Source organism: Clostridium sp. OM02-18AC, assembly GCF_003481825.1.
Taxonomy (GTDB): Bacteria; Bacillota; Clostridia; order Lachnospirales; family Lachnospiraceae; genus Brotaphodocola.
Genome location: NZ_QULW01000016.1, coordinates 69,362 through 90,783, shown reverse-complemented (window position 1 = coordinate 90,783; position 21,422 = coordinate 69,362). Strand labels below are relative to the sequence as shown.

Sequence of the window (21,422 nt, the reverse complement as noted above, 5' to 3'; positions counted from 1 at the left end):
TTGAACCCCCAGTTGACCTATATTTTATCACAGTTCACAATTTCTGTGAAGTCTTATCCTGTTTTTGTACGTTTAATCACCTTCAGCCTCGTGAACTCCTCACGGTCCTTCTCCTCCAGCGCATTGCCGATGGTCGTAACCAGATTCTGGTACGTCGGTATGGTGATATTCTTTAATGCATTGGCCCGCTTCTGGGTCTTGCGGATGCTGGACGCCAGCCGGTAAGCGGAATTTTCCACCATGGAAAGCTTTACCGTCAGCTCCTTCACTTTCTCAAAATGCATCCGCGCCTCGTCGAGCGCCGGACTGGTGCTTGCGAAGGCATAGCCCGGTGTCAGCGGCACCGGCTCATGCTGTACCAGTGGAATCTCCGTTCCCATGATACTCCTTGTCTTGATCTTGATGGTATCGTCCACCGGAATCGTCGCAGCGATATCCTGGATAAAACCGATGCCGAGCTCAATATTGGCTTTCTGGAGCGCCCTGTAGGCTTCTGTAAACGTGGTATCGATCTCTGCCTGAATATCCTTTGCCTGGTCGATCAGACCCATCAGTTCCCGAAGAAGGATATTCCTCTTTTTATCCATCAGCTCGTAACCCTGGCTCGCCAGGGCAAGGGAATTCTTCGCTAAAATCAAATTGCCCTTGGTAGGAAAGGTATTCGGATTCATACAGATTCCCCCTTACTGCCGCGCTGCTTCGGCCGATGCCGCGCCGGTGCCAAATGCATTCCCATTTGCCTGCCCGGTTGCAGCTGGCTCTGCCATGCCATCACTTCCAGAAGCCACCGCGCTCTTTTCTGTTTCCTCAGCCACCAGATCCCCGTTCTCATCCAGCTTCATCGGCCGGTAATACTGATCCAGGATCTTCGTATCGATCCGGTCGAGCTCCGCTTTTGGCAAAAGTCCAAGAAGCTGCCAGCCAATGTTCAAGGTGGTTATGATATTCCGGTTGTCATGGGGATCCTGTCCGACAAAGCGGTGCTCAAACTCCCGGCCAAAGACCAGATATTTTTTATCCAGCGGGGACAGCTCATCTTCGCCGATGACGGATGCCAGCGCCCTCGCATCGCCCACCTTGGCATAGCAGGAAAACAGCTGGTTTGCCACTGCCTGGTGATCCGCACGGGTGTAGCCTTCGCCGATGCCGTCCTTCATCAGACGAGACAGGCTCGGCAGCACGTTGATCGGCGGGTAAACCGACTGACCGTTTAACTCCCGGTCCAGAACGATCTGACCTTCCGTAATGTAACCGGTCAGGTCCGGGATCGGGTGGGTGATGTCATCGTTCGGCATGGTCAGGATCGGGATCTGGGTCACGGATCCGTTCACACCCTTTACAATTCCGGCGCGCTCATAAAGCGCTGCCAGTTCGCTGTACAGATAGCCCGGGAAGCCTTTTCGGGACGGGATCTCGCCCTTGGAAGAGGACACCTCACGCATCGCCTCTGCAAACGAAGTCATATCCGTCAAAATGACCAGGATGTGCATGTTCTTCTCAAATGCCAGATATTCCGCTAAAGTCAGCGCACATTTCGGCGTGATCAGACGCTCGACCACCGGGTCGTTTGCCAGGTTCATAAACATCGCCACGTGGGAGGAAACCCCGCTCTCCTCAAACGTCCGGCGGAAAAATTCTGCCACATCGTGTTTCACGCCCATGGCCGCAAAAACGATCGCAAACTGCTCGTCGGAATCATCGCCCAACGATGCCTGCTGCACGATCTGCGCCGCCAGCTGGTCATGCGGAAGTCCGTTGCCGGAAAAGATCGGCAGCTTCTGACCGCGGATCAGGGTCATCAGACCATCAATCGCAGAGATTCCGGTACGGATGTAGTTACGCGGGTACTCACGGGTCACCGGGTTTAACGGCTTTCCGTTGACATCCAGCATCTTTTCTGGCAAGATCTCGCCCAGTCCGTCGATCGGCACGCCGATTCCGTTCATGGTACGACCCAGCATTTCCTCCGAAACACCGAGCTCCATCGGGTGACCGGTCAGGCGGGTATGGACATTTTTCAATCCCATGCCCTCGGTTCCCTCAAAAACCTGGATTACCGCCTTGTCTTCGTATACTTCAATGATACGACCCAGCTTCCGTTTGTTTCCGTCGACCGTCATCTCCACGATCTCGTCGTAAGCCGCACCGGAAACACCCTCTAACACTACCATGGGGCCGTTGATCGCACTCAAACCTAAATATTCAATTGCCATGTCACAGCCCTCCTATGCATTCCGCTCGATGACGCCGTCATAAAAGGCATCAATCTTCTTTTTATAATCATCCAGCATTGCCAGGTTGTCATTCGGTACATCGTACTTGATGGCAATGACCTGGTCAAAGATTGGATCTTCTTTCAGTACCGACATCGGCATGCCCATCGAGATCAGCGAACGGGACTTCCGGTACAGATACAGAATGATCTCCATCATCTTAAACTGCTTCTCCATCGGGACGCAGGTATCGTCCTTGTGGAAGGCATTCTGCTGCAGAAAGCCCACGCGGATCACCTTGGCGATCTCCAGGATCAGCTTCTGGTCGTCCGGCAGGACATCGCCGCCGATCAGCTTCACGATCTCCATCAGACTGCTCTCCTGGGACAGCAGATAAACGATCTGGTTGCGGTAGTCCACAAACTTTTTATCGACATGCTCCGTGTACCACGGACCGAGATCGTTTAAGTACTCAGAATAACTGGTCAGCCAGGAAATGGCAGGGAAATGTCTCGCGTAAGCCAGGCTCTTGTCCAGCCCCCAGAAGCAGCGCACGAAACGCTTGGTATTCTGCGTTACCGGCTCGGAGAAATCACCGCCCTGCGGCGATACCGCACCGATGATGGTCACACTTCCCTCGGTTCCGTTTAAATTCTGCATCATACCGGCACGCTCATAAAAGGCAGACAGCTTCGATGCCAGATAAGCCGGGAAGCCTTCCTCCGCCGGCATCTCCTCCAGACGTCCGGAAAGCTCACGCAGAGCCTCTGCCCAACGGGAGGTGGAATCCGCCATGATCGCAACATGATAGCCCATATCCCGGTAATACTCTGCCAGCGTCAGACCAGAATACAGGCTCGCCTCACGGGCTGCCACCGGCATATTGGACGTGTTCGCGATCAGGGTAGTGCGGTCCATCAGCGGATTTCCGGTCTTCGGGTCGATCAGCTCGGAGAATTCCTCCAGAACCTGTGTCATCTCGTTTCCGCGCTCACCACAGCCAATGTAAATGATGATGTTCGCATCCGACCACTTTGCGATCTGATGCTGGGTCATGGTCTTTCCGGTACCAAATCCTCCCGGAATTGCCGCCGTGCCGCCTTTTGCCAGCGGAAACAGCGTATCCAGGATACGCTGGCCGGTCACAAGCGGCTGGGTTGCCGGGAAACGCTTCGCCGTCGGTCTTGCCACACGGATCGGCCATTTCTGGGTCATCGTCAGTTTTTCCTCGGTTCCGTCAAGATGCTGGATCGTTACCAGTGGATCATTGATCGTGTATTCCCCATCTTCCACCACATCCAGCACATAGCCTTCCTTATCCGGCGGCACCATGACCTTATGAAGGATTGCCGGAGTCTCCGGCACCTCCGCAAGGATCGTGCCCCCGTATACCCGGTCACCTTTTTTCACGGTGATGTGGGTCTTCCACTTCTTTTCGTTATCCAGCGCGCTGACATTCACACCGCGGCTGATGTACGCGCCGCCACTTTTCGCGATCTCGCTCAATGGCCGCTCAATTCCATCAAAAATATTGGTCAGGATGCCCGGTGCCAGGGTAACGGACACCGGCGCACCGGTTCCTGTTACCAGCTCACCCGGACGGATCCCGGCTGTCTCCTCGTAAACCTGGATAATGGTATCCCCGGCTTTTAAGCCGATGACTTCGCCCACCAGATTCTCATGGCCTACATAGACCATCTCATTCATGGTAAAGCCCGCGTCCCCTTTCACATGGACGATCGGGCCGTTGATCCCGCAGATCACACCCGTCTTAGACATCTCCATTTCCTCCTTCTGTCAGGCTTAAGTCGAAGTGGAACTTCTCCCTGGCTTCCTCCAGCTTCGTCTGGAAGGAATTATCAATGAGGATATGGCGCGACGGGATTACCGCCCGGGTTCCTCCGGTAAAAGAATACTCGCTGATGCGGAATTCCGCGTTTCCATTGTGAAGCGCAAGGCGGTTTGCTTTATCCTCATCGACCGGATCCAGGTAAATGATCACCGGATCCTGCCCTGCAAACTCTACCGCATGTTTCACCTGGCGCTCCAAAAGCTTCTGGTAGTCCTGCGTCTCCAGGTAATGCGCCAGCATATCCTTTAACTCCACAAACAGCTTGTCTTTTAATTCTTCCTGTTTCTGCCCCAGCATCCGGCGGATATCGATCTGCCCTACCGCCAGCTGTTTGTTGATCTCCCGCTCGATCTTCTCCGTTTCCTGCTGCAGCTGCAGCTTCTCACGTCTGCGGGTATCGGCTTTATGTTCCTCAAATGTCTTTTCCAGTGCGGACATATATTCATCCAGCATCCGTCCGCTGCGAACCCTGGCATCTTCCATGCAGGTGTCCAGAAAATGCTGTAATTTTTCCTCGGTGGTCACATTGGTCACCTTCCTTTTTGCATTATAATTTCAGCCCGATCGCTTCGTTGACGTAGGCCGTGATAAAGTCCGGCTTGCGGCCGGTTCCATGACGGTCCGGAATCTCTACAAACAGTGGCTGGCGATAGTTTAACTTTACCTCATTGACCAGTTCCGGGAAATCCCGCCCGAATTTTTCTGTCAGCAGTACGATTCCGATCGTCTTGTCGGCCAGGACCTTATCCAGTTCTGCCTTCAATTCCTCTTTTTCGTGCACCACCGCACCTTCCACACCGGCGAGCCGCATGCCGGTCCAGGTGTCGATGTTGTCACTGATCAGATACATCTTCATCTTACAGGGTACCAAGGATCATAAAGGAAATGATCAGTCCGTACAGGCAGACACCTTCGGCAAGACCAACGAAGATGAGGGATTTACCAAGAATGGAGCCGTCCTCACTGATCGCTCCCAGTGCGGCAGATGCTGCTGCGGATACGGCAATACCGCCGCCGATGCAGCTCATACCGGTGGAAAGTGCTGCTGCCAGATAGCCCCAGCCTGCTGCACTGTTGACTGCCTTGGCAGTTTCTTCTGCCGCAAATGCATGACCAGTAAACATGAGTCCCGCAGCCACGCCAATGGTTGCCATAAACAGAAATACATTCACGCCGATGGCGGTCTTATAACGACCTCTCGTCTTCTCTCCTGCCGCAAACGCGCCAAACGGAACTCCAATGCTAAGGATTAATGCTGCTGCCAGTGTGATTTTTGCTAATAAAGTCATGATCTGATTCTCCTTTTTTATTCTGAATATCTTTTGTTGTTTTATCTGCGGTCTGTTTTCTGCTGTCCCGGCTCTCAGTCCTTTCCGGTACTGTCAGCCCTGGTATTTTGGAAATTCCGCTAATTCTGTCTTCCGTACGGCTTAAACTCCCGCCCGGTTCCACGGTAGAAACGGCTGAACAGCTCATAATACTCCAGACGGAGTACCTGGATGCCAACGATCAGTCCTTCCATGCCACACACGAAGAGGTTGCCCAGGACGACCACCAGCCAGTTTGGCGTTCCCGCCTCGGCACCGGCTAACATCAGGACCACTTCCATCATCGCTGCATGGCTGACTGCAAACGCGCCCACACGGACAAAGGAAAGGGTGTTGGAAAAATAGCTTAAGCATACTTCAAACAATTCAAATACACCCTGCACGAAAAACATGCCCTTTTCCTCCGGCATGATCTTCGCATGCTTCTCAGCCAGTGCCGTAAGCGGCTCCTTAAAGAAGATCACCAGAAGCGGCAGGACAAACATCACGATCAGCACAGCCGTAGCCGGAAGCGTATGTCCGCTCATGTACAGAATGATCGTGACAGCCAGTGCACCGTAGAATACGATACCTGCAATGCCGTTGGTATCAAAAAATGCCTTTTCCGTGTCATGGCTTCTCAGGCTGTTGATGACGTTCAAAAGCATCGTCATCAGAACAATTCCCATGCCCATGGCAATCGCTACGATAAACACGGTATTCAAATTTCCAACAAACGGAAGGTTCGTCATCGCTGTCTTCGGATGCAGCCACAGCGGCTGTATGATATTCTCAAATCCAAAGACACTGCCGAATAAAAATCCGAAAATGGTCGAGAAGAAACCACAGCAGGAAATGATCGCCGCCAGGTTCATCTTCTTTGCCCGGTACAGCAGGTAACCGCCAAGCATCAGGCACAGGCCCTGTCCTGCATCGCCAAACATAAATCCAAATAAGAACGAGTAAGTCAGACCGAGAATGACCGTCGGGTCGATTTCCTCATACGATGGTAGTCCATACATGCGGATGAACATCTCAAACGGCTTAAAGAGTTTCGGATTCTTTAGCTTGGTCGGCGGCTTGCTCATGATGTTTCCATGATCTTCCTCCACGAAACAGAAGGTCTTATCATCCTCTTCCAGTTCCTTGCGGAAAGCCTTCGCGTCTGTCTCGCTCATCCAGCCGCACAGAATATAAAACGTGTGATCCTTATCCTTTGTGCAGGCGGCAAGGCGGCGCACATCGAAATTTCTGGAATAGGTTTCCAGCTTCCGGCAAGCGGCTCTGAGGCTGTCTGCCTGTGCAGCCAGCGCTTTCTGAAACTGCTCATCGATCCCGCGGATCTCTTCATAGACTCCGGAAAGCTGATGCTCCAGTTCATGGGTCGCATCCACCGGGGTTCCCTCATATTCATCCGGCAGGAAAAACCGTTCAAAATGCAGCGATGCGTAAATTGCATCGATCTTATCGCAAAGCGGCTCCGGCACAAAATACACCAGCCACACATACTCTGCATCTTCCTGGCATTTGTGCACCACCGTATCGATGGTATCGTACACATAATCCATGAATTTATTGTAATACTCATGCGTCATGCGTCCAAACCGGAATTTGATATACTGAAAATGTAAAATGTCCTTCAGGTCATAATTCAGATCCGTAAACGGGATCACCCGGTCCATGGACTGCTCCATGTCCGATGCCTGCTTCTCCAGTGCTTCCTTCTTTGCCCGAAGGGACTTTAACTGCTCATCCAGACTGTGGATCGTGTTAACGGCATCTTCTACGGAAATCTGTCCGGCTCCCTCTAACTGGATTTTCAGCATTCGATCCGGTTTGCCGGACTGTTTCTGTTTTTCACCAGTCCCGGCCGCTGTTCCAGTCTTTCCTGCGGTTGCGTCTGCCCCGCTTCCAGTCTTTCCTGCTGGCACACCTGCCTCAGCCGTTCCATCGATCTCCTTCATCAGCGTTTCTGCTGTCTGCAGCTCCGCTTTGTAAGGATTGATCTCCAGATACGGCCTGAGGCTTGCCACCGTCTTAAGCTCCGACAGGGCGTTTTCCAGCTGGATCTCATATTTTGAGAGATACTGCTCCACCACCCGGTCAATATCATCCTTCGGACCTGTGATACTCAAAAACTTCATTTTTTCTATCACAAGTAATTCCTCCTGTCTGCAGCGTTCTGCTCCGTTTTCGGTCGCAATTTCCAAATACTCCCTCCGAAATTGCACCCCAAAGCTTCCCACTGCGTTCCTTTATTGTTTTGCTATCAGCCCCATGATCTCCGGCGCGGAAATTCCATACCGGATTCCCTCTAACGCCGTGACGATCTTTCGCATCTCCTGTTCCTTAAAATACAGATACGAATCCAGCACCGCCGGAGAATGCGGATAGCGGCGCCCGGTCTTTCCATAAATCTGGTCTAAAATCTGTTTCGACAAAAGCTGGACATCCGGTACCTGTCCGGCATCACCTGCATCCAGTTTTCCATACGGAGTTTCCTTTAATACGGCAAAAAACTTCGCATCATCCTCCGCCTCAACTAACTGCTTTACCGTCTCTGCACGCAGCCGGTAATGGACCGGGATCAGTAAGGCATAAATCTGCGCCGGGGAAAGCCGGTAAAAGCTCCGCGCCCGGAAGATCCACTGGATATTTAAAATATCCAGGCGGCTTCCATAGCATGCATCCAGGATTTTCCGCTCCGCTTTGCTCAAAATCTTGGTCCGCGCTTTCCAGAGAGACTGAAAATAAAATAGATCCAGCTGCAGCTCACAGTCAAACAGACTGTTCTGTTCCTTATCAAGCAGCTGCCTCAGCAGATCCCCGTATGCGCTCTTCCCCAGTGCATCGGTAAACTCTGCAAGATTTTTTGCCTTACAAAGTGCTTCGAGATCCAGATTGGAATGCTTCTCAAAAAACTCCTGGAACACCGACAGATCCGGCTGTCCTTCCCTGCCGCCCAGCATATGCCGCAGAAGCTTCTTGATCACTTCCACCTCATAATGCCGGAAGTAAAGATCCAGGAATTTCCGCTGCTTCACACTGGAGAAGCGGTAAAGCTTGGTAAAATCGCGGTACTCCGACTGGGTCAGGATCTGTTCAATATACCCCCGGTGCAGCTTCGTATCGTCCAGACCGGCAAACACTTCCGCATACGCTGGCTGCTGTTTCAGATAATCTGCCGCGCTGCGGACATCCTCCTGCTCTGCCAGCTGGCGAAACTCTTCTTCCGTCAGCAAACGGCTTTCCATTGCCCGCACCTTTGTCGTTATCCCGCTGTAGGCCAAAAGCCCCATACGATCACTCCCTTATTAGTTCCTGAAACAGCTTCTTCACATACGTTTCATGATGAAGCTCATAATTTTTTTCCATCCGTACAAGCTGCGCCTCAGCCTGTGCCTTCTGCTCAGACAATTCAGACTTCATCCGGCTTTCCATCTCCTGACGAAGATCCTGCACCTTTTTTTCTGTCTCGGCATCTGCTGTCTGGTCGAACTGCCTTGTTTTTTCTTCCATCTCAGCCGCAAACGCTTTCTTGCGTGCAGCGGCATCATCCATGACGGTCACAGCAGCTTTTTCAATCTCCGATATCCTCTTGATCACGGTATCCATCTTGCTCCTCCTTGTCTTTTCGATTGCACTCATACTCAATATATAAGTATCCATTCTATAGGTATTTTATTATATTTGTCATAAGCGCTCTGCTAACATCATACTCTTTTGCCCCAAAAACTCCATAGTGAAAATGAAAGAATAACACTTTTTTAACGATGTTTTTTTGTCAAAGTGCCGAAATCGCATTGCGAGGCTGTAGAAATTATGTTGTTAAATATATGGTTATTCTTCCTGCAGATACCGGCTTGCCACATACGCCTCCTGCCCGTTGTAGAGGATCACGGCCCAGTCAGCATTGTGGGCGCGCACATATTCCACGGTCACGCCTGCATTCAGCTGACCGATCCGCTCCGAAGAAGTACTTGGCTCCGGACGGACATTCAAAACATCCGTAGTACGGTAAACCGGTCCTGTGCTTTCCGTCTCTTTTGGCGCAGCTTCCGTTGTTTCCATGGTTTCCACAGCAGTCGGACCTTCGGTTTCCTTTGTCTGGCTTTGCGGCTTCACAAACTTCACGACCAGAAGCAAAAGGACAATACAGAGCACCGGTACCAGAAGCTTCAGCAGATTATAAAACGAAAAGGAAGCATTCCGGCCTCCCGAACGTCTCCGGCTCCTGGAAGAAGCAGCGCTGCTGTTTCGTGTTCCTGCATAAGTTCTGCCTGCGGCAGCTGCGTTTCCTTTGCTGTTTCGTGCTGTTCCAGAAGAATTCCCCGTATTTGCGCGGCCAGTACCCGCCGTACCCTTTCGTGTAGTGCCAGTATAAGACTGGCTGGAAGATTTCTGCGTCACTACCGGTCTTGTGAGCGGTTTTGCTCCTTTTCTTGTCTTGCGGTATTCATCTGCGAACGTGTACATTTCCTGAGAAAGCATGTGGTACGCCTGATTCGCGCTGTAGGCATTTGCATCGCCCTCATGAGCTGCTTTGTTGCCGATCATCCGGATCTTGTGATAGTTCTCACACGTGGTCTTGGAGATCCAGCGGTTTTCATAAAGCGCATCAATCATGTTTTTTAAATCGCTCTCATCCAGGATGCCCGCCTGATCTGCCAGATTTTTTACCATAAATTCCAGAGTCTGACGTGCTTTCATCATAGAAGCATTGTACTCTCTCTGGACAATCAGCCGTTCTGTATCGTTCACGCCCTGCTGAATCTTCTCCCAGCTGCTGTTTCCACCTGCCATAAAGAATCCCTCCTTTGTACACCGTTATTTTTCGTTCCTGTGCACGCATACGTGCCCGGCACCATAACATAACATTTACTACAATTATACTATATCCGGCAAAATTGCGCATGCAAAAAAGCATTGTTTTTCGTATTGTAAGGAAACTGTAAGTTCCTGCAAGACGCAAACAGAAGCATTCTGTTCATTCCTGTTCATGCATTACGCAAACAGCAGCAAATTCCCGCCCTAGGCAAACTGCAGCGGGTATGCTATAATAATTCCATTATGAAGAACTACATTGTATTTGACTTAGAATGGAATCAGAGCGCAAATGGAAAAGAAAAATCCATTCCGCATTTCCCCTTTGAAATTATCGAAATCGGGGCTGTAAAACTGAATGAAGCATTTCAGATGACTGACGAATTCCACCGGCTCATCCGCCCGCAGGTCTACACACAGATGCATCACGCAATCTCCGAAGTGACCCATATGAATATGAAGGAATTGCAAAAAGATGGCGACCTGTTTCCGGATGCCGCTGCGGAGTTTCTTTCCTGGTGTGGGGAGGATGCTGTATTCTGTACCTGGGGAAACATGGATCTGTTAGAACTGCAGCGGAATATGGATTTTTACCACATGGAAAATCCTTTTCCGAAACCACTTTTTTATTATGACGTACAAAAGCTTTACGGGCTTTTCTGCCGCGACAACGCAAGAATTTCCCTGGACTCTGCCGTAGAAGAACAACAGCTTATGGAAGCGCGTCCCTTTCACCGGGCCTTAGACGACGCTTACTACACGGGGAAACTGCTCACCATGCTTGGAAACACGCCAGGACCAGAGACGATTCTGCCATTTTTGTCCGTCGATTATTACCGCCTTCCTTCTAATAGGAAAGAAGAAATCCGCATAACCTTTCCCGGCTACTCCAAATATGTTTCCCGGGTCTTTGACACCAAAGAAGAAGCCATGGCAAGCAAGAACGTCACCGAGATGATGTGCTACCGCTGCGGCCGTATGCTGCGCAAAAAAGTCCGCTGGTTTACACCAAACCAGAAAACCTATTTTGCCCTGGCGCTCTGTCCGGAACATGGATTCCTCAAAGGCAAGATCCGCATGAAAAAAGTAGAGGACGAATCGGTATTCGTAGTAAAAACCTTAAAGCTGACGGACGAAGAAGGCGCACAGGCGATCCTGCAGCGAAAAGAAGATGTCCGTAAAAAACGTGCAGAACGAAACCGAGCAAAACGAAAACAAAAACGCACAAAAAAACTTCCGTGATCTATTCTCAGATTACGGAAGTTTTTTATTGTGGACCATGAAACCAGTTTAATAATGCTTCTTCGGATCGTCCAGAAATGATTTATGTTTTTTCGGTCTGTGTTTTTCTTTCGTCTGCTTTAACGCGGAATCGGAACGTTTCTGCTGAAGCATCATGTCAAATTCCGAGGTCGTCATGCCAATATCCTGCAGACGCTGCTTGCGGCGCTCATAGCGCGCGGAGCGCTCTTCCTCTTCCCTTTTCTCGATCCGGTATTTTGCCGTGAGGAGTCCGGAACCAATGATCGCAGCCACCGCAGCTGCTCCAACAATGATCCAGAATGCCGGAGGAATGTTCAGATGGAACCCGGTCTTGCGCTTTCCAAAAGGACTTTGCTTTTCTTCGGCTTCGGAAGATGCCAGCGGATCCGTTTCGGCAAGTGCAAGCGGATCCTGATCAAACGAAGTCTCTGCCTCTAATCCGCTTTCCGTCTGTGCGCTCTGACGGCTTCCTGCTCCCACAGATGCATTGCTTTCCTCTGCCACTCCGGTTTCTGTTTCCGTATTCGTTTCTGCCTGAACGCTTGCAACGGCCGGTTCTGTTTCCTCCGCGGTCTCCTTGTGCAGCAGATAACTTGCCCCAATCTGACGGTCATTATACTGATAGGAAATGCGGGCCACCGCTGCAGACGGGGCAGACTCCGGCAGATCATAACGGATCGAAGACTGGGCTTCCGAAATATCTGCCGTTTTCGGCAGTGTCACATAGCATTCTTTCTGCATATGCAGCACAGACAAGTCTGCCGCCGGAAGTCCGGCAATGGTCATGTCATTTGAGATTGAGGAATACGTGCTGTCCGCATCCGCAATGTTCACTGACTGAAAATTGGCAAATCCAAAATCCAACAGGGCTTTGGTATCACTGTAATGCGTCTGATGACCATTTAAGATCACCGTGATCAGCTTCATTCCGTTTTTTTCCGCACACGTTACCAATGTATTTCCAGCCAGCGTGGTATAACCAGTTTTGCCGCCGATCACGCCTGCATAATACTGCGGCGCATTTTTCTTTAACATACGATGTCCCGGATACACCCGGAATCCGTCCGGATTGTGTCTGGTCGGCGGCAGATCGTAATAAAGACTGGAATCAATGGTGACAAACGTCTCATTTTGAAAAGCGGCCTGCGCGATCAGCGCCATGTCATAAGCCGAGGTATAGTGCTGCGGGTCGTTCAGTCCGCTCGGATTGTTAAAATGACTCTCCTGACATCCCAGTTCCTTTGCCTTGGCATTCATCAAAACTGCAAAATTTTTGATAGAACCGGCAGTATGCTCTGCCAGTGCGTTGGCAACCTCATTCGCCGATTTCAGCAACATGGCATACAGACAATCCCGCACCGTCATCTTGTCGCCTACGTCCATTCCCGCACTGCTGCTTCCCTGCTCCACACTGTAGATCGCATCATGGGAAAAGGTCACTACATCATCCAGGTTGCAGTGCTCAATGACGATCAGGGCAGTCAGGATCTTGGTGATGCTGGCCGGATAATACACTGCATGTAAGTTTTTTCCATAAAGAACGGCTCCGGAACGGGCATCCATAAGAATGGCGCCTTCCGCTTCCACCGAAACATTCGACGGCCAGTCTGGAGCCGCCAGTGCCGGTGAAACAGAGATGCCGGTGAGCAAAGTCAGGCATAGCAATAGAGTCAGTATTCGTTTCATTCTGTTTTATCTCCCAAAAAGCCGGGCAAGGATGGGTTTTCCTTGTCCGGCGATATTCTTATGATCTTAGGGCATGCGATCGAAAACCAATTCACAGGCAAACCTGCATCAGATTTTCGTTTTTTTACCCCTTCTATCATTATAATAAAGGATAATGAGACAAATTGCAAATACTGCAAGAACAGATACTCCATAAGTTACGGCAATGCGCGCGGCCGTGTCCATAAAGAATGGCTCCGGAACAATATTGATCAGAAGATCCGTATCCGGATTCAGCAGCCATAAGTCATTATTGAAAAAGATATGATGGAAGATGATAAAATATTTATTGAAATCTGTGGATATGATTGCAGCAAGGATCGCCAGCACTGCAAAAAACAAGGCTGATCCTGCGCAGATCATTTTCGGCAGCACCCGGCGCACATCTGCTTTCCGTGCAAACAGCAGGACCACACAGACTACGATCAACCCAATACTGATCCGGCGAAGAGCAAGTCCACCCAAAAACAATCCTCTCACATCCTCCATATGGGCAATTTCCCGGTCGTTGAAGAATTCACGGGGCTGCCCGTCCACCACAGTCGGGACATGAAGATCTTCCCGGTTTCCACGCAGATATGCCATCATCTGGTCCGTAACATCCAAAAGATCATTCATTTCCATATGAACATCCTGCAAAACACCATATTTCGCATATTCTTTTTCGTAATAACCCGGAGTCCAGTAAGTAACCGCTTCAATCGAAGTGATCAGTAAGATGATCATCAGCGCAAAGCCACATAAAATACCAAGCAGATTGTGCAGGATTTTCATTGGAATGTATCCCCTTTCTGAATTTCAGTTCTAATGCTGCCGCAAAATCTATATAGCAAAAAACACCGACCCCGCAGCTCTCTGTCTGCAAAATCAGTGCCTTTATAATGCGCCTTCAGGGACTCGAACCCTGGACAAATAGATTAAGAGTCTACTGCTCTACCAACTGAGCTAAAGGCGCTTATTTAATTTTTTCTGTCCCGCTTGTTTGTTGCTGTCTCAGCGGCACGTTCATTATTCTATCCTAAGTCCCACCAAAAGTCAACACTTTTTTTAAATTTTTTTCAATTTTTTTCCGGTCGACTTTTGATGGGGCAAAAAGCCTTATTTTATCAGCATTTCCAGCTCTGTCTTACTCTGGACGCCAACGCGTTTTTCCACGGCTTCTCCATTTTTAAACAGAATCAGGGTAGGAATCGAGAATACTTTGTAAGTACGGGCAAGCTCCGGAGCGAAGTCCACATTCAGCTTTCCGACGATCACATCGTCCTGCTCGTTTGCCAGTTCCTCAACTGCCGGTGCCATCATCTTACACGGACCACACCAGTCTGCATAAAAATCTACCAAAACCGGCTTTTCTGATTTTAATACCTCAGCTTCAAAATTCTCAGATGTAAATTTTCTTTCCATATAGTATAGTTCCTCCTTTTCTTCCGCTATATGTTTCCCTGTGTATCTGTCTCGGATGCTATCTGACTCCTGCCATCTGTACTGCTGCAATATCCAGGTTTTCGTCTGCATATCGCATGTCAGCATTTCTTGCAGCGGTTCAGCTCCTTTTCCACCTCTTTGAAACACTTGCGCCATTTTAAAATGCGGCGGTTTAAGGCTTCCTTATCGCAGGTAGCACTGCGCAGACAGCGGACCAGTTTTTTCTTGATTGACATATGCATCACCGATTTCTATGCTGCCGTTCGCGGCAGACGCACTTAGCAGCGGGATTTTCCACTCAGGAAATTCCTGCCCATGAACAGCAGCATTTCTTTACCGATAGTATATGCAGATCTGACTTATTCACTCACATATCCGGTCCTGACGGCATCTCATTTTTATCGCAGATGTCTGCATCCTGCAGATTCTGCTTTGGTCCGCCCGCTTTTGATTCCGCCGCACACGGCATTTCCTGACCGCCAATATGCCAGCAACGGTCAGCATCGCCTAGCGGCTTGCGATCAGCTTGCAGATGGGATTCCCCATTGCAGAAAACTTGGTCTCATACTCGGTCATGACATTGCCCTCAGCCATATCGCTGTGATGAAGGTCTCGGGTAAATGCCTCGATTTGCCATCCTGCCTCCGGAATTGCCTCCAGAGAATAGGTGAACAGATCCTGGTTATCCGTCTTGAATTCCACACGGCCGTCCTTTGCAAGAACCTGGTCATACACCTTCATGAAATCCGGTGAAGTCAGGCGGCGCTTTGCGTGACGGTCCTTTGGCCACGGATCCGAGAAGTTTAAGTAAATCTTTTCGACTTCCCCGGGCGCAAAAATCTCGCCCAGCTCTTTTGCGTCCACACACATGAAATATATATTGGGAATCTCCAGCTCTTCCCGTTTCTGAAGCGCCCGCAGCAACACGCTGGAATAACGCTCAATGCCGATGAAATTCGTCTCCGGATGTTTCTGCGCCAGCTCCATGATGAATTTGCCTTTTCCCATTCCAACCTCGATCTCGATCGGATTTGCATTGCCAAACAACTCATTAAAATGGCCACGATGCTCTTTCGGCTCCTGAATGACGAAAGGACTGCTCGTAATGGCTTCCTCTGCGCCCCGGATGTGGCGTAATCTCATAATTTTTTCCTCCGTTTATCTGTTACTGGTGATACGTTTCTGAAAACAGTCATAACGTTTTCTCTCGCCTATAACTTATAACTGCTCCGTATCTGCTCTCATTCTATCATTGCACCAGACAGTTTGCAAGGAAAAGCCGCCACAGTTAACTCCGGGAAACGAGCCAAAAAATTTCATTAAAATGAGACGTTTCTCACAGTGTCAGCCATAAAGCGACCTGCTTAGAATGCCTGGTCCAAAATCTTTCCGTCGATAGAAATCGTAACAACCTGCCACGGAATGAACTTTCCGCTGTTCTGCAGCGCCGTCATAGCTGCATGCTGCAGACCGCCGCAGCAAGGAACCTCCATGCGGACAATGGTGACACTCTGGATATCGTTGTTGCGGATGATCTCGGTCAGTTTTTCACTGTAATCCACATCATCCAGCTTCGGACAGCCGATCAGAGCCACCTTGCCTTTTAAGAATTCCTGGTGAAAATTTGCATACGCATAAGCGGTACAGTCAGCTGCAATGAGCAGGCGTGCATGATTAAAGTAAGGTGCACGCACCGGCGCCAGCTTGATCTGTACCGGCCAGTTTGTCAGCTGGGACTGCATGGAACATGGTGCTGCTGCCTCATTCTGCGCTGCCTCTGCTGCTTCCTCCGCGTGGTCGATCTGCTGCGAACGGCTTCCCGGACATCCGGTGAATGCCGGGGTTTCCTCATGCACGATCTGACGCGCGCGGCTTCCCGGACATCCGGTAAATGCCGGAGTCTCCTCATGAACGATCTGACGTGCGCGGCTTCCCGGACAACCGGTAGATGCAGATGCTTCCTGAACAGCGCTGCTGTGTGTGTCTGATGCCTGAGTGGCAGCCTGCTCCTGCTTGCGGCGTTCCATATGCGCTTTCACCGCAGCCTCATCGTAGGCAGCTGCCTCACGCTCTACAAAAGTGATCGCTCCGGTCGGGCAGGTCGGCAGACAGTCGCCAAGTCCATCGCAGTAATCATCGCGCAAAAGCTGTGCCTTTCCATCTACAATCCCGATTGCTCCCTCGTGGCAGGCATTGGCACAGATACCGCAGCCGTTGCATTTCTCCTGGTCAATATGAATCACTCTTCGAACCATGTTCTCTTCCTCCTAATAAAAAATCGATATGTGAATATTCTTTTTGTTGTTTTCTTGCTTGTACAGGCAGATTATACTATAATGAGTCTCATAAAGATGTTGTTAAAACAACATTTTCGAGAAGAAAGGAAATGCCATGGATAATCAGTTCCTCGCACAGACCATCCTGTTTCGCGGCAGCACCCCAGAACAGGTAAACGAAATGATGAAATGTTTTTACGCAAGGGAAAAACATTTCCAGAAGGGCGAAATCATTTTATATATGGGCGATCTGGTGAAGGACCTCGGAATCGTCCTCTCCGGCAGCGTGACCATCGAACGGGATGACCTTTTGGGGAACCGGAGTATCTTCGGTCATGCCGGACCGGGACAGATCTTTGCGGAAACCTACGCCTGTGTTCCCGGCGAACCGCTCATGGTCAATGTCGTCGCGGACCAGGACTCCGACATTCTGTTTCTGGACATCGGGCGGGTACTGACCACCTGTCAGACCACCTGCAGCCACCACAGCCAGCTGATCCGGAATCTGCTCATGGCATCCGCAAGAAAAAATCTCGGATTGTCCGAACGCATCATGCATACATCTCCAAAATCGATCCGCGGACGCCTGATCTCCTATTTTTCCGCCCAGGCAGCCAGGGAAGGAAGCCGGAATTTTTCCATTCCCTTCAACCGCCAGCAGCTTGCAGATTACCTGGAGGTCGACCGCAGCGCCCTGTCGGCAGAGCTTAGTAAAATGAAAAAAGAAGGACTGCTGGATTTCTGGAAAAACCAGTTTGCATTAAAAACAGATACAGACGAACCATCCCCAAACCAAAAGAAATGACAAAAACATTTTCTAAGATGAGAAAGATACCATGACAGCAAAGAAAGGACCGGTAACACCGACTATGGAAACAACCAAATTATATTATAAAGACAGCCATCAGGACAGCTGTCTCGCAACCGTAATCTCCTGCGAAAGAAACGAAAAAAAGAACTGCTATGAGGTCATTCTTGACCAGACCGTATTTTTCCCGGAAGGCGGCGGCCAGTACGCCGACACCGGAATTTTAGGAACCGCAAAGGTACTGGATGTCCAGGAAAAGGAGGGGCAGATCATCCACTATACCGATCAGCCACTGGATGCGGGAACCGAAGTGGAAGGTCGCATCGACTACCCCGAGCGCTTCTCCCAAATGCAGCAGCACACCGGAGAGCACATCGTCTCCGGTATCGTGCACCGTACATTCGGATATGACAACGTAGGTTTCCATCTCGGACAGGAACTGGTCACTATGGACTTTAACGGGACATTCACCGAAGAAGAATTACAGAACGTCGAGCTGGAAGCAAACGAAGCCGTTGTAAAAAATCTTCCGATTCTGGTCACCTACCCGTCCAGAGAAGAACTGGACCAGCTGGAGTACCGCAGCAAAAAAGAGCTGACCGGTCAGGTACGTATTGTTGAAATTCCTGGCTACGATGTCTGCGCCTGCTGCGCACCGCATGTAAAGCGCACCGGAGAGATTGGAATCATCCGCCTGATCGACGCAATCAAATACAAAGGCGGCACCCGTGTGACCATGGTATGCGGCTTCCGCGCCTTAAAAGATTACCGCATGAAAGAAAGTAACATCCGCGAAATCTCCCGCATGCTGTCCGCAAAGCCCGAAGGAAGCGCCCAGGCCGTAAAACGGCTTCAGGACGAAGCAAAATCCTGGAAAGAAAAACTGATCCAGACGCAGAGCCGTGCCATGGAGCAGATTCTGGAAAATCTCCCAGAGCATATGGAAAACTATCTCGTTTTTGAAAAAGATGTGGACAAAAACGTGGCTCGCCGGTTTGTAGACGAGGGAAAAAGCAAATGCCAGGGCATCTGCAGCATCTTTTTGGGAAATGACGAAGACGGTTACCGCTATATTCTCGGAAGCGAATCCGTAGACTTGAAGGCCTTCTCTAAGACCTTCCATGAAACACTTGGAGGAAAAGGCGGCGGCAAGGGAGAGATGGTGCAGGGAACCGTCAACGCATCAGAAGAGACTATACGGAATTATATAGAAAAGAAGTAACAAATCTGCAGCAGCACCAACATCCGCACCAGCGCAAGCACGAAAACGGCTAATCTGCCATCTGCAAAGGAGAAATCATGAACAGTCTGGAAATACAATACTTCCTCACCATCGTAAAACACGGCAGCTTCACGGAAGCCGCCCAGGTTCTTTCGGTGAGTCAGCCCGCGATCAGCAAACAGATCCGGCAGTTAGAAGAAGAACTTGGCTGCAGCCTTTTTACCCGCTCCGGCCGCACACTTTCCCTGACCCCGGCTGGCCAGGCTTATCACGACTACTTTCAGCAGTGTCGTTTTCAGCTTGATCTGTTAAAAAATAAGCTGAACGCGCAGAAAAAAGACGGAATCAGCATCATTCGGATTGCTTATCCGGATGATGTCGATCCGTCTCATTTTCGTACCCGTTTTCTTGATGCTGCAGCTTCTATATTCACACCAGTACATCTGGAGTTTACCTGTTATCCAGAATCAGAACTACCAGAAATACTGGAGCAGGGACGCTGCGATCTAATTCTGACCGCAGCGCCACCAGTCTGGAGCCGGTTTTCTGATAGCGGGAAACTTTTTACCGATGAAAATCCGCTGTCTATACAGCCATTTGCTGAAATTTCCCAGGTGCTCCTTTATGCCGCATCCTGCCCAGAGTCGACAGATATTTCCTGTTTCCAGGACTCATCCTTTTTATTACCAGAACACGATGTATCTACCTGGAAAATCCAGAATCTCTACCACTTTTTCAATAAACTTGGTTTTGCACCAAAAATCCGGTCAGCGGCCAACTTATCCACAATTTTAGACCTCGTTGCACAAAACGAGGGAGTATATCTCACCCATGCATGGTGTCGTGCCTGCAAAAGTGTGGATTATCAGGCGCTGCCGCTGCCAGTTTCCCAAATCGTTTATCTAGGCTGCCACAAAACCAACAGGAGTTCAGAAACATCTGAATTATTTATCCAGCTTGCAACTTGAAAAGGTGATATTGAAGACAGATTATCAAAAAATCCTTGACGTAAAGTCAACTTCGGGTTGTAGAATATAATTGATTTACCTATTTCGATACCGCATGGGCTTACGCAGGCTCTGAGGATGCCATCCGCCAGGCTCTGGTAGAGCGCTATCCGCGTGAAAGCTTCCAGCTCGCTACCAAGAATGCCGCATGGATCAACTGCAAGACAAAAGAGGAGGCTCACGCACAGTTCGAAACCTCTTTAAAGCAGACCGGAGCAGGCTATTTTGATTTTTACCTGCTCCACAACCTCGGAGAAAGCCGCACAGAGTTCTTCGACCGTTTTGATCTGTGGAACTGGCTGGTAGACAGTCACGGCCGCAAACGCGCTGACCAGTGCATCAAATGCGGTAAGTGCGAAGCAGTCTGCCCGCAGCATATCGCGATTCGCGAACACCTTGATGAGGTTACTGCGAAGCTATTGGCTGAATAAACAATATCACACAGTAAGTATCAAAGGGGCGAAAGTTCCTGCAGCCACCATGCATGGCGGCTGCAGGAGCTTTCGCCCCTCGTTCATTGTTAGCCAATATTGTTTATAATATGATTGTGAAACAAATGTTCGCATGATATACTAAAAAAGGAAAGCACTCATGACAGGAGTGGCTGCTTTCTTTTATAGTTATTATAAATCCTCTATATGAAAAATCAAGAAAAAATTCAAGAATGGAGATGACTAACATATGCCAAACACGACAACTCAAAATCCTGCAACCGGAAGCCAACTGGAATTAACCAGCCTGACTACCGAATATGAAAACCAGTTTGACCGCAGCAACAAACTGGATAATAAAGTCTATATCACCATTACATTCTGCGGATTCTTTTTTGTATTTATTATTGGCTTGTTTAATGGACTTTCCCAACTGGAAAAGCCTCAGGATGGACTGCAGCTTTTTGTCTCTGTATTATATATTTTAACCTGCATTGGCGTGATGGGTGCATATGCTTTTGTCCTGGTATTTTTCATGCGTCTGTTGCAGCCCGAGCAGATTACCCGAATGGACCCGGATATCATGCGGAAAGAACATTTCGAAGAAATGGAAGAAGAGGCGGCAAGGCTTCGCCTGATCGCATTGTACCGGGAAACCGTGAATGGAAATCTGGTGAAACTTCACCGCCGCTGTGATGAGTTTGTGAAAGGATTAAAATTTATTGTACCAACTGTATTGCTGGCTTTTGCATGCTACGCGCTTCAGATTATTCTGCAGATTGCATGGTAAAAATAAATAAATTGTTACTTCAGATAATCCCCCACCGGCGTAGAATTATACTGCTTTTTGATCTCGATCACGATCGAACCATCCTCATTTGTCACCTCGGACACAATCTTATACTGCGCACGAAAATACTTTTTCAGTATGCATAAGAATGAAAAAACGAGACCGTTCACTCAGTAAATTTGAATGAAACGATCTCGTTTTTCATGTAAATTGTACTTGGATTTGTACCTTAATTATTCCCTGTTTTTTTCAAAAATGTAAGTGATTTTTTGTTTCTCA

At 49.5% G+C, this 21,422-nt stretch carries 21 protein-coding genes, 1 tRNA gene and 1 pseudogene; 6 read left to right on the top strand and 17 right to left on the bottom strand.

The genetic code is table 11. The features are described from left to right. Nucleotides 1-53: 53 nt before the first annotated feature. The 10 genes from DXB18_RS11920 to DXB18_RS11875 all read right to left on the bottom strand — a co-directional run bounded on the left by DXB18_RS11920 (nt 54) and on the right by DXB18_RS11875 (nt 10,175). Nucleotides 54-671 carry a V-type ATP synthase subunit D gene (locus tag DXB18_RS11920; protein ID WP_118708011.1) on the bottom strand — a complete coding sequence of 206 codons (618 nt, stop codon included), beginning with the start codon at nt 669-671 and terminating at the stop codon, nt 54-56. A gap of 12 nt (nt 672-683) precedes the next feature. Beyond that, on the bottom strand, nt 684-2,213 hold the full coding sequence (locus DXB18_RS11915) for a V-type ATP synthase subunit B (protein WP_118708009.1): 1,530 nt from the start codon (nt 2,211-2,213) through the stop codon (nt 684-686). 12 nt (nt 2,214-2,225) lie between these two features. Beyond that, nucleotides 2,226-3,992, bottom strand: coding sequence for a V-type ATP synthase subunit A (locus DXB18_RS11910; protein WP_118543130.1), 1,767 nt, complete (start codon nt 3,990-3,992; stop codon nt 2,226-2,228). Then, nucleotides 3,985-4,590, bottom strand: coding sequence for a V-type ATP synthase subunit E (locus DXB18_RS11905; protein WP_118708007.1), 606 nt, complete (start codon nt 4,588-4,590; stop codon nt 3,985-3,987). The genes DXB18_RS11910 and DXB18_RS11905 overlap by 8 nt, the downstream gene beginning before the upstream one ends. A gap of 22 nt (nt 4,591-4,612) precedes the next feature. Beyond that, nucleotides 4,613-4,921 (bottom strand): V-type ATP synthase subunit F, encoded by a 309-nt coding sequence (locus DXB18_RS11900; protein ID WP_118543128.1) that lies wholly within the window; start codon nt 4,919-4,921, stop codon nt 4,613-4,615. A gap of 1 nt (nt 4,922) precedes the next feature. Continuing rightward, on the bottom strand, nt 4,923-5,354 hold the full coding sequence (locus DXB18_RS11895) for an ATP synthase subunit C (protein WP_118543127.1): 432 nt from the start codon (nt 5,352-5,354) through the stop codon (nt 4,923-4,925). Between the two features lie 119 nt (nt 5,355-5,473). After that, nucleotides 5,474-7,528, bottom strand: coding sequence for a V-type ATPase 116kDa subunit family protein (locus DXB18_RS11890; RefSeq protein WP_118708031.1), 2,055 nt, complete (start codon nt 7,526-7,528; stop codon nt 5,474-5,476). 99 nt (nt 7,529-7,627) lie between these two features. Next, a complete protein-coding gene (locus DXB18_RS11885; protein WP_118543126.1) occupies nt 7,628-8,671 on the bottom strand; it encodes a V-type ATPase subunit in 1,044 nt (347 codons plus the stop codon). 4 nt (nt 8,672-8,675) lie between these two features. Further along, nucleotides 8,676-9,020, bottom strand: a complete 345-nt coding sequence (locus DXB18_RS11880; RefSeq protein WP_147354188.1) for an ATPase — start codon at nt 9,018-9,020, stop codon at nt 8,676-8,678. A 192-nt stretch (nt 9,021-9,212) separates the two neighbouring features. Beyond that, nucleotides 9,213-10,175, bottom strand: a complete 963-nt coding sequence (locus DXB18_RS11875; RefSeq protein ID WP_118708005.1) for an SH3 domain-containing protein — start codon at nt 10,173-10,175, stop codon at nt 9,213-9,215. Nucleotides 10,176-10,442: 267 nt separating this feature from the next. Here DXB18_RS11875 and DXB18_RS11870 point away from each other — a divergent pair, with 267 nt between their 5' ends. Next, nucleotides 10,443-11,438, top strand: coding sequence for a 3'-5' exonuclease (locus tag DXB18_RS11870; protein WP_118708003.1), 996 nt, complete (start codon nt 10,443-10,445; stop codon nt 11,436-11,438). Between the two features lie 48 nt (nt 11,439-11,486). On the opposite strand, the gene DXB18_RS11865 is transcribed toward DXB18_RS11870, so the two are convergent. The 7 genes from DXB18_RS11865 to DXB18_RS11840 all read right to left on the bottom strand — a co-directional run bounded on the left by DXB18_RS11865 (nt 11,487) and on the right by DXB18_RS11840 (nt 16,864). Further along, on the bottom strand, nt 11,487-13,145 hold the full coding sequence (locus DXB18_RS11865; protein WP_118708001.1) for a D-alanyl-D-alanine carboxypeptidase family protein: 1,659 nt from the start codon (nt 13,143-13,145) through the stop codon (nt 11,487-11,489). A 108-nt stretch (nt 13,146-13,253) separates the two neighbouring features. After that, nucleotides 13,254-13,958, bottom strand: coding sequence for a TIGR01906 family membrane protein (locus DXB18_RS11860; protein WP_118543121.1), 705 nt, complete (start codon nt 13,956-13,958; stop codon nt 13,254-13,256). A gap of 108 nt (nt 13,959-14,066) precedes the next feature. Continuing rightward, nucleotides 14,067-14,139: transfer RNA gene (locus DXB18_RS11855), tRNA-Lys, on the bottom strand. A 143-nt stretch (nt 14,140-14,282) separates the two neighbouring features. After that, a complete protein-coding gene (gene trxA / locus DXB18_RS11850) occupies nt 14,283-14,699 on the bottom strand; it encodes a thioredoxin (RefSeq protein WP_347560075.1) in 417 nt (138 codons plus the stop codon). Nucleotides 14,700-14,707: 8 nt separating this feature from the next. Continuing rightward, nucleotides 14,708-14,845, bottom strand: a complete 138-nt coding sequence (locus tag DXB18_RS16220; protein WP_154106737.1) for a hypothetical protein — start codon at nt 14,843-14,845, stop codon at nt 14,708-14,710. A gap of 271 nt (nt 14,846-15,116) precedes the next feature. After that, nucleotides 15,117-15,752, bottom strand: a complete 636-nt coding sequence (gene trmB, locus DXB18_RS11845; RefSeq protein WP_118543120.1) for a tRNA (guanosine(46)-N7)-methyltransferase TrmB — start codon at nt 15,750-15,752, stop codon at nt 15,117-15,119. Between the two features lie 221 nt (nt 15,753-15,973). After that, nucleotides 15,974-16,864 (bottom strand): 4Fe-4S binding protein, encoded by an 891-nt coding sequence (locus DXB18_RS11840; RefSeq protein WP_118707999.1) that lies wholly within the window; start codon nt 16,862-16,864, stop codon nt 15,974-15,976. Nucleotides 16,865-17,000: 136 nt separating this feature from the next. Here DXB18_RS11840 and DXB18_RS11835 point away from each other — a divergent pair, with 136 nt between their 5' ends. The 5 genes and pseudogenes from DXB18_RS11835 to DXB18_RS11815 all read left to right on the top strand — a co-directional run bounded on the left by DXB18_RS11835 (nt 17,001) and on the right by DXB18_RS11815 (nt 21,143). After that, nucleotides 17,001-17,690 carry a Crp/Fnr family transcriptional regulator gene (locus DXB18_RS11835; protein WP_118707997.1) on the top strand — a complete coding sequence of 230 codons (690 nt, stop codon included), beginning with the start codon at nt 17,001-17,003 and terminating at the stop codon, nt 17,688-17,690. Nucleotides 17,691-17,721: 31 nt separating this feature from the next. Then, complete coding sequence (locus DXB18_RS11830) at nt 17,722-18,915, top strand: alanyl-tRNA editing protein (RefSeq protein ID WP_243103394.1); 1,194 nt, start codon at nt 17,722-17,724, stop codon at nt 18,913-18,915. A 77-nt stretch (nt 18,916-18,992) separates the two neighbouring features. Continuing rightward, nucleotides 18,993-19,883, top strand: coding sequence for a LysR family transcriptional regulator (locus DXB18_RS11825; protein WP_118543117.1), 891 nt, complete (start codon nt 18,993-18,995; stop codon nt 19,881-19,883). Nucleotides 19,884-19,957: 74 nt separating this feature from the next. Then, a pseudogene (locus tag DXB18_RS16215) lies at nt 19,958-20,224 on the top strand (aldo/keto reductase); the annotation flags it as partial. 379 nt (nt 20,225-20,603) lie between these two features. Beyond that, nucleotides 20,604-21,143 (top strand): hypothetical protein, encoded by a 540-nt coding sequence (locus DXB18_RS11815; protein ID WP_118543115.1) that lies wholly within the window; start codon nt 20,604-20,606, stop codon nt 21,141-21,143. Nucleotides 21,144-21,422 lie beyond the last annotated feature (279 nt).